This is a genomic window from Ruegeria sp. HKCCD7559 (assembly GCF_013110575.1).
Taxonomy (GTDB): Bacteria; Pseudomonadota; Alphaproteobacteria; order Rhodobacterales; family Rhodobacteraceae; genus Ruegeria.
In genome coordinates this window covers 1,284,515-1,299,020 of sequence record NZ_WVQU01000001.1, presented here as the reverse complement: position 1 = coordinate 1,299,020, position 14,506 = coordinate 1,284,515, and the positions used below count along the sequence as shown (strand labels likewise).

Genomic DNA, 14,506 nt, shown 5'->3' with positions numbered 1-14,506 from the left:
CCGGGTTTTGACCAGTCACTTCTTGCGTGATCCGTGTGGCTTTATGCCGATGTGTCTTCGGTTTCGATCCGTTCCAGATGCAACCCGGCACGAGCGGCGGTCATGGTGGCCTGCCATGTGACCGGGGGCAGGGCACGGGCGCGGCGGCGTGTCAGAGCCCAGATCCGAGCCTCATCCCGATGGGTGGCCGCCATGTGCCAGCGCGTTTCAACCCCTTGCGCGCCGCCATCTCCGGGTGTCAGCAGCAAACCAAGCGGAGCCCGCCCCATCGCACCCCCCTGTTCGGCAGCCAGATGCATCCGGCGTATCGGCGTGAGCCCCGGTGCGCCGGGCAGGTCGCCGATTATCAGCGGAATGGCCCCGCTGCGCAGCGCCTCCTCCAGGCACCACAGCAGATCTTCGGCACGGGTGGGATGAACAAATATGAACCGGGCCGGATCGGCAAAGGCCATCATCCCATCGGGGTTCAGCTGGCCGGGTTCCCAGGCGGGGGAAATCCACAAGACCGGCCCCTGCGTCTGACTGGCCAGCCACATGGCAAAGCTGCACCGGGCGGGGCCGCATGCCTCGTGCACGCGGCCCAGTTCCAGGGTGATCTGCGGATGGAGCTTTACCCCCGGTGCCTGACGCGCAGTTTTGTGGTCAAGAAGCTGAGTGGACATGCCGGAACACTAGCATGTTCTATTTTTGTTCTCAAGCTGCCCGGGCCGTCAACGAGACAAGATCAACTTGCCATTTGCAAATTGGACGCTCGAAAAACGATGCAGATATTCCATCCCCAGAAGCGACTTGTCCAGCTCGCCCTCATTGACCCAGGCCGATACGTTCTGGTCGGTAATGGGCCCTGCGGTCAGGGTGTCAAGCCGCACCGGCGCCGTGCGCACCTCGCCGTTGGCGGTCAGGGCGCGGCCGAAATAGTTCAGTTGATCGGGATCGATGCCTACACGTTCTGCGTCCCGGGCACTGAGAACGATCTGGCTGGCGCCGGTGTCGACAAGAAAGTTGATCGGTTCACCATTCACCAAAACCGGAAGGTAATAGTGACCATCATAGGCACGAGGCACCTCGATCGCGTTGCCGGTGACGGTCATCTGCGGGGCAGGGCCAACCGAAGACCGTATGTCTTCCCACAAGCCGATGACGGCTATCACGCCAATAAAGATGAACACCCAGGCCATCATCTGCTGCAGGGTCTTGTTCAGCGATTGCCGGTTCTGAGAGATGAACCAGGCCACCACCGCTGCGCCGAGCAAGCTCAGATACGCCAAACGTGCAATGCTGTCGCCATCCATACCGTTATCCCAACAAGACTATCTGAGTGATACATGGGAATTCAGGACGCAAATCCAAAGGCCTTGAGGCCATCCAAGATGAACTGAACCGACAAAGCTGCCAGCAACATGCCCAGCAGGCGGGTCAGCACGTTCAGCCCGGTCTTGCCCAGAATACGGGCCACAGCGCCGGATGTCAGATACATCACGAACACCATCGCCAGCACGACCAGCATCACACCGATGACGATGGCCAACCCCTGTATACCGGGCTGCTGACCCGCAAGCAGGATCATCGTTGCAATCGATCCGGGGCCTGCAATCAGCGGGATGCCCAGCGGAAAGACCGATGGATCCGGGTGCTCTTCTTCCTCGGCGCTGGTTTCACGCCGTTTTGTTCGGCGTTCAAACAGCATGTCGAGCGCTGTCAGGAACAGCAGGACGCCACCTGCGACCCGGAATGCCTCCATCGAGATACCGACAAACCCCAGCAGGGCTTCGCCAAAGGCGGCAAACATGGCCAGAATGACGCCCGCCGTCAGACACGCGCGGATTGCGATCGAGCGGCGCGTGTTCCAATCCATGCCCTGGGTCAGTGCCACAAAGATCGGTGTTTGCGCAGGCGGGTCGAGCACCACGAATAGCGTCGTGAACGCAGTAATCAGGAATGCGCTGTCTATCACTGTTTGCTGCTCCGTTGCAGGTCTTGTAGGACCCGCAAGGCGTCTTGCGACTGCGCTGCGGGGACATAGATGTGGTCGTGGTGATATCCCGCGACCATGTTTGCAGGTATTCCCTGCCGCGCCAAAGCACCAGATACGGCAGCGGTAAGGCCCACGCCCTCCAGAGAGGAATGAACCTGCAATGTGATGCAGTGCATGGCGACCGTGTCTTGTGGCGCGCTGTCAATCGGGACGATCAGGGACAACCCCTCCGCCTCGACGCAGCTTGCACGTGTTCCGTCAGGCCAGGGTTTGTTGTCAGGCCAGACGACAAAGGCAAATTCACCGGGCTGCAAGTCGGGCTGCATACCTGCGATCATGGCGTCGGTGTCCGTGATGGGCGTGCTCATGCGGTTTCTGCCTGTTCAAGCCGTTCGGCGGCCGCGACCCACAATGCCTCGGCTTTTTGCATGGCCTCGGTGACTTCGGTGAACTTGCGGTTCCAGGTTTCCAGATCGTTGATCCTTTCGTCCTCGTACAGCGCCGGATCGGCCAGTTTGGTCGAAAGCCTGTCGTGCATTTCCGTCAGCTTTTCGATTCGGTCCTCGCATTTGCGCAGATCTGCACGCAAGGCCAGTATCGTCTCGCGTGGGGGGCGTTTCGATTTGACCGCGCGGGGCTTTTCCCTGACAGGTCTGTCGCGCGCCAGCAGCAGGGACCGATAGGCTTCAAGGTCGCCGTCGAAAGGTTTGACGGTACCGTCCGAAACCAGCCAGAGACGATCCGCGACAAGGCTCAGCAGGTGCATGTCGTGACTGACCAGAACCACCGCGCCGGAATAGGCCGTCAGCGCCTCGACCAGCGCCTCGCGGCTTTCGATGTCAAGGTGGTTGGTCGGCTCATCAAGGATCAGCATATGGGGCGCGTCGATCGTGGCGAGCAGCAGTGAAAGCCGCGCTTTCTGTCCGCCCGACAGGCGCCCGACCTCGGTTTCCGCCTGATCCGCATTCAACCCGAACCCGGCCAGACGCGAGCGCCACTTGCCCGGCACTTCGTCGGGGCGCAGACGGCGCAGGTGGTCCAGCGGCGTTTCGTCCACGTAAAGCTCATCCACCTGATGCTGTGCGAAATACCCGATGCGCAGCTTGTTGCTGCGGGTCATCTTGCCCGCCATGAGGGGCAGCCGGTCCGACAGCAGCTTGGACAAGGTCGACTTGCCCTGTCCGTTCTTGCCCAACAGCGCGATACGGTCATCCTGATCGATACGCAGGTTCAGGCGGCGCAGCACTTCGGTTTCGCCATAGCCGGTGACGCCGCCTTCGATCTGGATGATCGGCGGCGACAGTTCCTCGGGTTCCGGAAAGCTGAAGGCGCGCAGGGCGGCCTCTTGCGGGGTCGAGACCAGTTGGATGCGTTCGATCATCTTCAGGCGCGACTGGGCCTGAACGGCCTTCGACGCCTTATAACGGAACCGATCCACAAAGCTTTGCAGATGTGCGATGCGGGCCTTGGCCTTGGCGTTTTCCGATTCCGCCTGTGCCAGCCGTTCCGCACGGCGTTCCGCGAACTTGTCGTAGGGCACCGCGTAATAGGTCAGCTTGCGGTCTTCCAGATGCAGGATCGACCCCACGGCGCGGTTCAGAAGGCCGCGGTCGTGGCTGATGATGATCACAGTGTGCGGATATTTCGCCAGATAGCTTTCCAGCCACAGCGCGCCTTCGAGGTCCAGATAGTTGGTCGGTTCGTCCAGCAGCAGCAGATCGGGCTGAGAAAACAGCACCGCCGCCAGCGCAACGCGCATCCGCCAGCCGCCCGAGAAATCTGAACAGGGGCGCTGCTGGTCTTCGTCGTCAAAGCCCAACCCCTTGAGGATCGAAGCGGCGCGGGCCTCGGCGGACCAGGCGTCGATATCGGCCAGACGTGTCTGAATCTCGGCAATGCGTATCGGGTCTTCGGCGCTTTCGGCCTCGGCCATCAACGCACTGCGTTCGGTATCGGCGGCCAGAACTGTATTGATCAGCGAGACGTCGGAGGAGGGCACCTCTTGCGCCACGCCACCGATCCGAGCGCGTTTCGGGACCGAGATATTTCCCGATTCCAAAGCCAACTCGCCCCGGATCAGGCGGAACAGCGTGGTCTTTCCGGTTCCGTTCCGACCGACAAGGCCAACCTTGTGACCATCGGGAATTGTCGCGGTTGCGCCGTCAAACAACGGGCGGCCTTCAACGGCATAGGTGATGTCTTCGATCCGTAACATGGGGCGCTCTTAGCAGAGCTGTGTTGCCACCGCCAGCGGCTCGGCATGTTCAAGCTTTCAGCAATGTGATAGCGCTGTGTCGTTTGCTATTCAGAACGGTTTTCACATGCGCGCGGCCCGGACACCTCCGCACTTGGTCACTCTGATCTTTGCCACGGCACTGTCGGTTTTATCATTGAACATGTTCCTGCCGTCTTTGGCCCACATGAGTACGGATTTCGGTGTGGATTATGGCTTGGTTAACCTGGCGGTTGCCGGGTATCTGGCGGTCTCAGCCGTGTTGCAACTGATCATGGGTCCGCTTTCCGATCGTTACGGACGCAGACCGATACTTTTGATGTGCATCACCATCTTCGTCATCGCCTCAATCGGATGCTCTCTGGCCGAGGCCATTTGGACCTTTCTGGGCTTTCGTCTTTTGCAGGCCGCGGTGGTGGCTGGGTCGGTTCTTTCCAGCGCATCGATCAGAGATCAGTATCCGCCGAACGAGGCTGCAAGCAAACTGGGGTATGTGGCGATGGCCATGGCTTTGGCGCCAATGCTTGGCCCGATGCTGGGTGGGACACTCGACATGCTTTTTGGCTGGCGCTCGGGGTTTGTTCTTTACACTGTGCTGGGGGCAGGGCTGCTGGTTTTGCTTTGGTTCGACATGGGCGAGACCAATACAAACCGCTCTTCAACCTTTACAGCCCAAATGCGCGAGTATCCGGATCTTTTTCGCGCCCGTCGATTCTGGGGTTATGCCTTATGCGCTTCGTTTTCGATTGGTGGGTTCTACAGCTTCATCACCGGTGCGCCATTGGTCGCCGCCGCGTGGTTTGATCTGAGCCCTGCCATGTTGGGACTTGGGATTGGTATCATAACAGGCGGGTTCATGGTCGGTAACTTCGTTACTGGTCGGATCGCGGCACGGACACGTCTGACCACAATGATCCTGATCGGCCGCGTTGTGGCTTCGACCGGGCCATTCTGCGGATTGCTTCTGTTCATCGCCGGGCTGGGGTCAGTCTGGGTATTCTTCGGTTCGGCCATCTGCGTTGGGTTCGGCAATGGACTGACCAATGCAAACGCTTCGGCAGGGGTCATGTCCGTGCGACCCAAACTGGCAGGCAGCGCGGCAGGGTTGTTCGGGGCGATGGTGGTCGGGCTAGGCGCGATCCTGACCTCGATGACGGGTGCGTTTGTCAGCCCTGAAAACGGGCCGTTTCTGGTTCTGGGCATGATGTGGGCCAGCAGCTTTGCAGGTCTGCTTGCAGTGCTTTACGTTCGGCGTCTGGACCGGACAGACCCTTTGCCGGATACATTCTGAGCGCCAAAGCGGCAGGCAAACCATCATAACACTTTTCATGAGCGAAAGACCGTGATACGCGGCGCGCGATGGATTTCGGCGCGGACCCGCGCCACATTGTAAGGAGAGGCCGACATGGCACTGGAACGTACATTCTCGATCATCAAACCCGACGCAACGCGCCGCAATCTGACTGGAAAGATCAACGCCAAGTTCGAAGAAGCCGGGCTGCGTATCGTTGCGCAGAAGCGCATCCACATGACCAAGGAACAAGCCGGCAAGTTCTACGAAGTGCACGCCGAGCGCCCGTTCTATGACGAACTGTGCGAATTCATGTCTTCGGCTCCGGTCGTTGTTCAGGTTCTGGAAGGCGAAGGTGCCATTGCGAAGAACCGTGAAGTTATGGGTGCAACCAACCCGGCGGACGCAGCACCGGGCACCATCCGCGCCGAGTTCGCTGAATCGGTTGGCGAAAATTCGGTTCACGGTTCCGACGCTCCGGAAACCGCGGCTGTTGAGATCGCATATTTCTTCTCGGGCATCGAACTGGTCGGCTAAGCCGGTTTTTTGCCGAAAGATCGGGCCGCTCCGCCAGGAGCGGCCTTTTTTATTCAGACCTGCTTTAGATCTTTGGTTGCAACGCGGACCCCGATGGCATCCAGATCGGCAACCATCTGGTTTTCCGGCGCGGCGCTGTTGCCGGCCTTGATCGCGTCGAAACGCTGTCGCAGCTTCTTCTTCTCTTCACCCTTGCAATCATTCCAAGGGCGTCCCTGAAGCCCCATCACCAAAACATAGTAGCCGATGAAATGTGCTTTGGTGCCAGCCCGCAAAAGCCGGGCATAGGCTTCATCCGGTCCCATCTGTCGCAGTTCTTCAGCCGAGTGGATGCCGGCGCGCGCGCAGGCCTGCTCGAAAGCCGGTCCAAGGTTGCGGATCGAAGAAACTGGATCGCTCATTAGCCTGTCTTAATTGCACCTCTGGGGTCTGTCACCCATGTTTGCGCGTTGGCGCAACATAATGTCTTGCTGTGTTCTGGTGTTTCCGCTCTCATGAAGTCATGCTGCCTCGGCGGTCCGGGTTTCAAAAGCCAACAGATACCAAACGCGGGTCGGTCCAGGGCCAGACAAACTGCTGACCAAGGTAAAAGCCGAATACGCTGAACGTGATGAAAGATCAGAACCGTCGAAGAAGGAACCAGCGTGCAGAAGATCGTTGAGGCAAATGTCAATGAATACCTGAAAACGCCCCGGATTGGTGGATCATGACCGATCCTTCAAGTGTTCAGTGCATTCTGTCCCAATCCATTGACCAAGCGCATGTTGAAAAGCTCATTCCCGGGTTCACGATCAGGATCGACCCACCAGCGGCATCGAGATCTTTCGCGCTTTTGGATTGCCACGATCAATCGTTGCGGAATTCAGGTCGTGTTCTGGTTGAGGTCGCAGAAACACTGTGGCTTTTCCAGAATGGCCGTGCGCCGCTGTTTCAACGCTGCAAGGGGCAGGGGCGGTTTGTTCAAGACCTGCCGCAGGGTCCGGTGACAGCCGCTTTGAAGGGTTTCCCCAAACTGCGTGCGCTGATGCAGATCGGAACCGGAGAGATTCAGACGAAACCCCTCGCCGTATTGGATGAGCTGGAGAAAACGCTGGTCAGGGGAACGGCTTGGTGCCTGTCTTCGCAGACGGGTCAGGCAGCAATCGTTCAGCTTCAGCGGCTGCGGGGGTATGAGAAAGAATTTCAAAAGGTGAACACCGCGATTTCCGCCTTGTCCGGGGGCGGGTCGGGTGTCGAAGCGCTTTGTGCCGGACTTTTCCCTGGCATGGTCGCCTATCGGGCCAAGCCAGAAATCAAGTTGGGGGAAGCTGAGCCGTCTATTCAGGTCGCGGCAGATATTATTCAAACATATCTGCAAGTTGCCCGGCAAAACGAATATGGGGTGTTAGCCGATATCGACACAGAGTTTCTGCATGATTACCGGGTGTCATTGCGAAAGGTCCGCTCCGTGATCAGCCTGTTCAAAGGCGTTTTTTCAGACACGAAGACAGTGCAATTGAAACGTGTCTTTTCCGATCTCATGGCCGCCACCGGGCGTATGCGTGATCTGGATGTCTATCTTCTGGAAAAAGATAAATACTTCAGTCTTGTACCGCCCCGTCTTCACGCGGGCCTTCAAGAGATGTTCGACCTTTTCGAGAAGGAGCGTGCCAAGGAACTGTCACGCTTGTCCCGCCGGTTGCGCAGTGACGAATACAACGCCTGTATGTCCGATCTGACGGCGATGTTCAACGGAACAGACCGCCTGACGCCCGGATCAAACGCGAAACGGGCAGCACATGAATACGCGTGCGCATTGATCTGGAAACGGTATCGCAAGGTCTGCAAAATCGCACGCGGTGTCACTGACGAAACTCGGGACGAAACCGTGCATGACCTTCGTATCGATTGCAAGAAACTGCGCTATCTGATGGAGATTTTTGGGCCTCTGTTCGATGAAAAGAGCTTCAAGACAATCATCAAACCGTTGAAAAAGCTACAGGACAATCTGGGCGTGTTCAACGACTGTGCTGTTCAGCAAAAGTCCTTGACGGCTTTTGTCGCGCAGCACAGCGACACGCGGGGCCGTGTGGATGCGCGGATGGGCCTGGCCGTGGGGGGATTGATTGCCGTTCTGGATCAGCGCCAAAAGGCCGAGCGGAGCCGCGTAATTGCCAGCTTTCAGAAGTTTGACGGACCAGATAGCCGGCGCCTGTTTCGGAACTTGTTTCACCGAAAAAAGGAGTGAGGAATGAAGATCATTGCCTGTTACAGCAACAAGGGCGGTGTCGGCAAAACCGCTACTTCGGTGAATCTGGCTTATTCCTATGCGCAGGCGGGGCAACAGGTGCTGTTGTGCGATCTCGACCCCCAGGGCGCTTCAGGGTTCTACTTTCGTGTGAAGCCATCAAAAAAGCTGAAGGATGCGCGGTTTTTCGAGGATGTGGAGCGGTTTATCAAGGCGATCCGGGCCAGCGATTTCGAAGGGCTGGACGTTCTGCCGGCGAACCTGACCTTCCGCGACTTCGACGTGTTCCTGTCGCGGATGCGATACAAACGCTCGCGGCTGAAAAAAGCTTTGATGGCCGCGGGCAGCGACTATGACGTGATCGTTCTGGATTGCCCGCCCAACTTTTCGACTTTGTCTGAAAATGTCTTCAAGGCTGCCGATGAAATCGTTGTGCCGGTCATGCCGACAACCCTGTCCGAGCGGAGTTTCGATCAGTTGGTGAGCTTTTTTGAACAACACAAGCTGCGCAAGAAAAAGCTGCGCGCCTTTTTTTCGATGGTGCAACACCGGAAGGTTTTGCATCAGGAAACCATGAAGGCGATGCGCAAGCTGTATCCGAAACGCTTTTTGCGGACGGTGGTTCCTTTCGCTGCGGATATTGAAAAGATGGGTCAGAATCGTGCCCCGGTCTGTACTTATGCCGGGCGCAGTGCGGCCTGTGCGTCTTACAGGGCGCTGTTTGAAGAGCTGGAAAACGGAGTGATTTCGAACCAATGAGCAAGGAAATCGAGCGCAAGTTTCTGGTTTCAAGCCTGCCGGACCTGAGCAAAGCGAAAAAGGCCGTCGTAAGACAGGGTTATCTGACGGCCCCCGACGATTCCACCGAGCTGCGGCTGAGGCAAAAGAACGATGCGTATTTCCTGACCTTGAAAGGGGTTGGTGGCCTGGTCCGGTTAGAGCGAGAGGCTGAGATAACTGCGGATCAGTTCGAAACCTTCTGGCCGGAAACAGAAGGGCGCAGGGTGGAAAAAGAGCGCTACACCGGCCATTTGCCGGATGGCTTGCTGTTCGAGCTGGACGTCTTTTCAGGTGATCTGGCGCCGCTACGCTTGGTCGAGGTAGAGTTCACTTCGGAGGAGCAGGCCAAAGCATACGTGCCACCGGATTGGTTCGGTGCGGATGTCACCGCCGACACGCGATACAAGAACAAGACCATGGCGATATACGGTGTTCCGGATTAACGCAGTTGTGCCAGATTGATCGTGGTTTCCAGCCCGGGGTCGCAGTTCCGGGCGGCAAATTTTCCGCCGTGCATATGTGAGATTGCGGCCACCAGAGCCAGGCCCAAACCCGCATTCCGTTCCGTCCGCGCGGGGTCAAGTGTCACGAAGGGAAGCTGAAGGCGATCCAGTTCTTTAGGCGGTACGCCGGGGCCACGATCCCTGACGCTCAGTTGGGTGAAACCGTCGCGAGTACCGATCGAAATCGTGATTGCAGTATGTTCCGGCGCGTAACGCATTGCGTTTTCCAACAGATTGGAAAGAGCTTGCGACAGAAGGGGCCGGTGCCCTTGAATGGCAGGGGCGGAACCTTTGACTTCAAGCTGCACGCCTTGATCGGCGGCCACCGGGTCATAAAGCTCGACAACATCACCAACAAGTTGCTGCAAATCGATGGTTTCGAATTGCTCGCGCCCCAGGCCGGCCTCGGCCCGAGAGATTTCAGTGAGCTGCCCCAGAACCCGCAGGACGTGATCGATTTCACCCGTCGCCCGCGCAATGTCGATCTCGCGATCCAAGTCGCTTTTGTCGGGTTCAGAGAGGGCCTCGACCCTTTGCCGCAGACGAGACAAAGGTGAGCGGAGATCATGAGCAATTGAATTAGATGTGGTCCGAAGGTTGCTTATCAACTCCTCGATCCGGTCAAGCATGTTGTTCAATGTGCCTGAAACCTGATCGAATTCGTCTCCGGTTCCGCGCAGCGGCATCCGTTTTGAAAGGTCGCCTGAAACGATATTCTCGGCCGTACTGGCGATATCCGAAAGGCGTGAAAACACCAAACGCGTGAACAACCAGCCGGTGATGACACTCAAAAACAAAGCTATCCCAAGCGCCAGCGCAACCGAGCGAAACAGTACCCTGTCGAATTGCTGGCGCGACGCTGCATCCCGCCCGACCAGCAGGCGCTCGCCGCCCGGCAGGCGGATGGATGCGGCTGAAACGGGCACAAGCTGATCGTTGTCGGCCCGGCGCAATTCCAAGTCCACCCAACCGCTTCCGGCAGCAATGTTCACCGGCCAGGTCTTGAGATTGCCGACAAGTTTGACCCCCAACCTGTCTGTCAAAAGGTAAAGCGCATCCCGCTCGGCGGCACTTGGCAAACGGCGCTCAATTGCAGTGATCAAACCTATCAGCCCACGCCTTTCGTATTCATCCGCAAGCCCCGTCAACTCGGCTGACACGACCGAGCGGGTTTCGGCCTCGATACTTCGGTTGGCGGTCACATAGACGATGGCGAGCACTGACGCCGTCAGAATCGTGCTCAGAAACATGCTGGTCGCGACCAACCTTGTGCGGGAATTGTTCAGGGAAAGCCGAAGGTTATCCATCGGACATCATGTAACCCGCTCCGCGGACGGTTTCAATCAACGGCGCGTCACCGCCTTCGTCCAACTGGCGTCGCAACTTCGAAATATGCACGTCCACGACGTTGGTGTTCGGGTCAAAATGATAATCCCAAACCCCTTCAAGCAACATGGTGCGCGACACCACACGGTTTTTGCGGCGCAGGAAAAATTCGAGAATCTGAAACTCACGCGGTGTCAGAGTGATCTCGTGCCCGTCGCGTGTGACTTTGCGAGTCAACAAGTCCATCTGAAGGTCTTTGCAAGTCAATGTCGGCGTCTCTTCGGATTCCTGAGGGCGACGCAAAAGGGCTTCGATTCTGGCGTGCAACTCCTGAAACGAAAAAGGCTTGACCAGGTAGTCGTCAGCGCCCGAGCGCAGTCCTTTGACCCTTTCGTCCACAGCGCTCATCGCCGTCAGCATCAAAACCGGGGTTTTCAAACCGGCGGCCCGCATTGACTTGATCAGCGACAGCCCATCCAGACCGGGCAGCATCCTGTCAAGAACAATGGCGTCAAACCCACCGTCCGTGGCATGGTACAACCCCTCACGACCGTCAGCGGCGGTTTCGACCACATACCCCTCTTCGCCAAAACCTTTGGCGATGAAGTCCCTGGTGTCAGCATCATCTTCGACGATCAACAGACGGCGGCTCATGGTCGGGATCCTTTCTTTTGATATTTAAACACAAATTTTAACTAAAGCATATGGTTAGAAGAAGTTCTTGCCGGGTGCTGGGCCGGCACCCGGCAAGCCCGGTGGATAGTGGACAACTCTGATCCGCCGGGTGAGGCGTGCGCCGAAAATCCCCATCAAGCGGCGCACGCATGTTCAAGGTCAGGCCAGTTCGACCGCGACAAAAATCTGGCTGCCGCCACGGTTGATCAGCACCAGCGCAGGATCGGTTTTCTCACTGTCCAGCGCAGATTTCAGCGCGTCCGGAGTGACAGTGTCCTGATTGCCGAGCTTGACGATCACATCGCCGCGTTGCAAGCCGGCCTTTGCCGCTGGGCTGTCGGGCTTCAGGTCGGTGACGACGACGCCCTGGACGGTTTCAGCAACACCGGTTTCTGCCCGAACCGCTTCGGTCAGGGGGGCCACGGTCACACCCAGTGTTGTTCCCGCAATTTCCGCCTCGACCGGCTTGTCGGCCTCGGCCGATGCGGCCTGATGCTGGCCAACCGTCAAGGTCACCGTTTCCATCTTGCCGTCACGCAAAACGGTCAGAGTGCTGTCGGTGCCGACCTTGGTCGTACCCACAAGGATGGGAAGGTCACCGCTGGATTCCACGGCATCGTCGTTGAAGGTCAGGATAACGTCTCCCTGCTTCAGGGCGCCGTCTGCCGGGCTGCCCGCAACCACGTCAGACACCAGCGCGCCCGAGGAAGCCTCGATTCCCAACGCTGCCGCAAGTTGTGGGCTTACGTTCTGGATCGACACGCCCAGCCAACCGCGGCTCACCTGTCCGTCATCCCGCAGATCGGCCGCGATGTGTTCAACGATGTTCGACGTGACGGCAAATCCAAGCCCCACCGAACCACCGCTGGGCGAATAGATGGCCGAGTTCACACCGACCACTTCGCCATCCATGTTGAACAGGGGGCCGCCCGAGTTGCCCTTGTTGATCGCTGCATCCGTCTGGATGAACTCGGCATAAGGGCCTTCCGAGATGTTGCGGCCTTTTGCCGAAACGATGCCCGTGGTCACGGTCGAGCTGAGGCCGAAGGGGTTGCCGATGGCGACCACGTCTTCACCTACGCGGATTTCATCACTGTCGCCAAGCTCTACGGCTTGCAGGTCAGTTCCCGCGTCGATTTTCAGAACCGCGATATCCGTCAGCGGGTCCGTTCCGACCACTTCGGCGTCGAAGGTACGGTCATCGCTGAGCCTTACGGTCACGGTCGAGGCATTGTCGACGACATGGTGATTGGTGACAATGTATCCGGCTTCGTCCAGAACAAATCCCGAACCCAGGCCCTGAGACGGGCCGCGTTGCGGCATGTTGAACCCTTCGGGGCCGCCGAAGCGTTTGAAGAATTCACCAAACGGGTGTCCTTCGAAGTCAAAGTTCTGCCCCTGGGCTGGGGTCGGCACTGCGTCTTGTTCAGCGATGATGGTTACGACCGACGGTGAAACGGTCTCAACCAGGTCAGCCAATGCCTCGTCCGCCATGGAAGGGATAGCCGTCGTTGCCAGTAGGGCCGCGCCGAGCGCACTGACACCGACCCAGTTGGAAGTGCGGGGAAGTAAAAGCGAGGATTTGCGGATGCTCATTTGTGTCTCCTGATTATCGTCGCGCAGTTGCGGCTGCGCGTTGAGACAACAGATGCATGCTCAGAATTGGCGTTTCCTGACTGATCAATTAATAAATCTTAATTTTGCCACAAAGTCGGTGTTGGCTTGCGGTCGACTTCAATCGGGATTCGCGGAAATTCACCGACCAAGACCGCAGCGAATCGGAGGATTGTTGCTAAAAATTGCGTCAAACTTTCAAAAACATTGAATTTGTTTTGTTTTGTTGACAATCATCCTTCCAAATGATGGGGAAAAGAACTGCTCTTCCAATGGTTGTGGGTGGGTTTGGTTGAGACATGGCTTGACACAATAAAATTGTTGATGATTACGGATATTGGCTAATAAGTTTGCGCTTAATCACGAATCGCTACCTCTTGTGAAAACAGTCTATCGCCTTTAAGTTGATTTCTGGTTGTCGCGATGTTGCGTAAAAGCCATTTGAACAAGACCCAAATTAACCCTTCCTTCCAATTTTACGTTGTTTCGAACGATCGGATAAGTGAGGATGAAGGTGCCCAAGTGAGGGGAGCCAAAAGCGCTAGGGGGCGCTGGCGGCTAACTCGATCACCAAAAGTGATAACGGCGTGTTAACGAGGGGGTCTTGTTTAGGTTTGGCTGTTTGAGAGCCGGGGTGTTTCTGAAAGCACACTGGCCGCGCTTTGGAGATTGAGCAAAGTGGTAGTCCTGTTTTGGGCACCGGCCCGGTCGATAAGACCGGGCCGTGTTTGTTCAGGGGGCATGTTTTTTGCTCCAGGCCTTCCAGTCACCCGGGGTATCCAGATCCAACAGTGCGTTTCGGCCGGGCAGGGGATGCAGATGAACACTGTTTTGATGCTTTCGCACGATCTTCTGGGCACCGTCGTCCCCCTGCAATTGTGACAGTTGATCAAAAAGGGATCTGTCAAACACCACCGGATGACCGGGCTTTCCTTCCTCGGTCGTCCCACGCCAGATCAGGTTGTCGGGATGGGTTTCTCGCGCTTTCAGGATTGCTGCCAGGTCAGCTTCTGTCAGATCGGGCAGATCAGCCAGAAAAACCATCGCGGCGGGTGCATCAGGTGGCAGGTTTTGGATCGCGGCGCGCAAACTGGCGTTCATGCCTTCTGCCGCATCCCGGACCGGAACGATCTGAACATCCATGCCATCAAGCGCGCCATATCTTGGATTTGGTTCAGGGGGCAGGGCGACGATCACAGGTCCCACGGCGCAGGCCACGCTTGCAGAGCGGGCGATCAACGGGATGCCGTTGATCGGCTGCATCAATTTGTCGATGCCGCCCATGCGGCTGGATTGGCCAGCCGCCAGAAGGATAATGGGTATTTCAGTCATTTCAGCACAATGC

Annotated in this window: 15 protein-coding genes; 5 read left to right on the top strand and 10 right to left on the bottom strand. The window is 57.5% G+C overall.

What is annotated here, in order from left to right; translation table 11 throughout:
- Nucleotides 1–41: 41 nt before the first annotated feature.
- From GS605_RS06505 to GS605_RS06485, 5 genes are read right to left on the bottom strand one after another with little or no spacing between them, the layout of a single operon-like run.
- A complete protein-coding gene (locus GS605_RS06505) occupies nucleotides 42–662 on the bottom strand; it encodes an ImuA family protein (protein WP_171723419.1) in 621 nt (206 codons plus the stop codon).
- A 48-nt stretch (nucleotides 663–710) separates the two neighbouring features.
- Nucleotides 711–1,292 carry a TIGR02281 family clan AA aspartic protease gene (locus GS605_RS06500; RefSeq protein WP_171632981.1) on the bottom strand — a complete coding sequence of 194 codons (582 nt, stop codon included), beginning with the start codon at nucleotides 1,290–1,292 and terminating at the stop codon, nucleotides 711–713.
- A gap of 41 nt (nucleotides 1,293–1,333) precedes the next feature.
- Complete coding sequence (locus GS605_RS06495; RefSeq protein WP_171632979.1) at nucleotides 1,334–1,954, bottom strand: MarC family protein; 621 nt, start codon at nucleotides 1,952–1,954, stop codon at nucleotides 1,334–1,336.
- Complete coding sequence (locus tag GS605_RS06490) at nucleotides 1,951–2,343, bottom strand: ACT domain-containing protein (protein ID WP_171723418.1); 393 nt, start codon at nucleotides 2,341–2,343, stop codon at nucleotides 1,951–1,953. The genes GS605_RS06495 and GS605_RS06490 overlap by 4 nt, the downstream gene beginning before the upstream one ends.
- Nucleotides 2,340–4,190 (bottom strand): ABC-F family ATP-binding cassette domain-containing protein, encoded by a 1,851-nt coding sequence (locus tag GS605_RS06485; protein WP_171723417.1) that lies wholly within the window; start codon nucleotides 4,188–4,190, stop codon nucleotides 2,340–2,342. The genes GS605_RS06490 and GS605_RS06485 overlap by 4 nt, the downstream gene beginning before the upstream one ends.
- Before the next feature lie 106 nt (nucleotides 4,191–4,296).
- Here GS605_RS06485 and GS605_RS06480 point away from each other — a divergent pair, with 106 nt between their 5' ends.
- Both GS605_RS06480 and ndk read left to right on the top strand, forming a co-directional pair.
- Complete coding sequence (locus GS605_RS06480) at nucleotides 4,297–5,499, top strand: multidrug effflux MFS transporter (RefSeq protein ID WP_171723651.1); 1,203 nt, start codon at nucleotides 4,297–4,299, stop codon at nucleotides 5,497–5,499.
- A 114-nt stretch (nucleotides 5,500–5,613) separates the two neighbouring features.
- The gene (ndk, locus tag GS605_RS06475) at nucleotides 5,614–6,036 is read left to right on the top strand and encodes a nucleoside-diphosphate kinase (RefSeq protein ID WP_068334875.1); all 423 of its coding nucleotides are present in this window, start codon (nucleotides 5,614–5,616) and stop codon (nucleotides 6,034–6,036) included.
- A 53-nt stretch (nucleotides 6,037–6,089) separates the two neighbouring features.
- Here the strand turns inward: ndk and GS605_RS06470 are convergent, their stop codons facing one another.
- Nucleotides 6,090–6,437 carry a TfoX/Sxy family protein gene (locus tag GS605_RS06470; protein ID WP_171723416.1) on the bottom strand — a complete coding sequence of 116 codons (348 nt, stop codon included), beginning with the start codon at nucleotides 6,435–6,437 and terminating at the stop codon, nucleotides 6,090–6,092.
- A 305-nt stretch (nucleotides 6,438–6,742) separates the two neighbouring features.
- Between GS605_RS06470 and GS605_RS06465 the strand changes: the two genes are divergently transcribed.
- The 3 genes from GS605_RS06465 to GS605_RS06455 are packed head-to-tail and all read left to right on the top strand — an operon-like array spanning nucleotide 6,743 to nucleotide 9,486.
- Nucleotides 6,743–8,263, top strand: a complete 1,521-nt coding sequence (locus GS605_RS06465) for a CHAD domain-containing protein (protein WP_171723415.1) — start codon at nucleotides 6,743–6,745, stop codon at nucleotides 8,261–8,263.
- 3 nt (nucleotides 8,264–8,266) lie between these two features.
- A complete protein-coding gene (locus tag GS605_RS06460; RefSeq protein ID WP_171723414.1) occupies nucleotides 8,267–9,022 on the top strand; it encodes a ParA family protein in 756 nt (251 codons plus the stop codon).
- Nucleotides 9,019–9,486, top strand: a complete 468-nt coding sequence (locus tag GS605_RS06455; protein WP_171723413.1) for a CYTH domain-containing protein — start codon at nucleotides 9,019–9,021, stop codon at nucleotides 9,484–9,486. Before GS605_RS06460 ends, GS605_RS06455 begins: the two co-directional genes overlap by 4 nt.
- Here GS605_RS06455 and GS605_RS06450 read toward each other — a convergent pair.
- The 4 genes from GS605_RS06450 to GS605_RS06435 all read right to left on the bottom strand — a co-directional run bounded on the left by GS605_RS06450 (nucleotide 9,483) and on the right by GS605_RS06435 (nucleotide 14,493).
- Nucleotides 9,483–10,853, bottom strand: coding sequence for an ATP-binding protein (locus GS605_RS06450; protein WP_171723412.1), 1,371 nt, complete (start codon nucleotides 10,851–10,853; stop codon nucleotides 9,483–9,485). The two genes, GS605_RS06455 and GS605_RS06450, sit on opposite strands and share 4 nt — an antisense overlap.
- On the bottom strand, nucleotides 10,846–11,526 hold the full coding sequence (locus tag GS605_RS06445; RefSeq protein WP_152457754.1) for a response regulator transcription factor: 681 nt from the start codon (nucleotides 11,524–11,526) through the stop codon (nucleotides 10,846–10,848). The genes GS605_RS06450 and GS605_RS06445 overlap by 8 nt, the downstream gene beginning before the upstream one ends.
- 180 nt (nucleotides 11,527–11,706) lie before the next feature.
- Nucleotides 11,707–13,143, bottom strand: coding sequence for a DegQ family serine endoprotease (locus GS605_RS06440; protein WP_171723411.1), 1,437 nt, complete (start codon nucleotides 13,141–13,143; stop codon nucleotides 11,707–11,709).
- 750 nt (nucleotides 13,144–13,893) lie between these two features.
- Nucleotides 13,894–14,493 carry an NTP transferase domain-containing protein gene (locus GS605_RS06435; RefSeq protein WP_171632956.1) on the bottom strand — a complete coding sequence of 200 codons (600 nt, stop codon included), beginning with the start codon at nucleotides 14,491–14,493 and terminating at the stop codon, nucleotides 13,894–13,896.
- Between the last annotated feature and the right edge of the window lie 13 nt (nucleotides 14,494–14,506).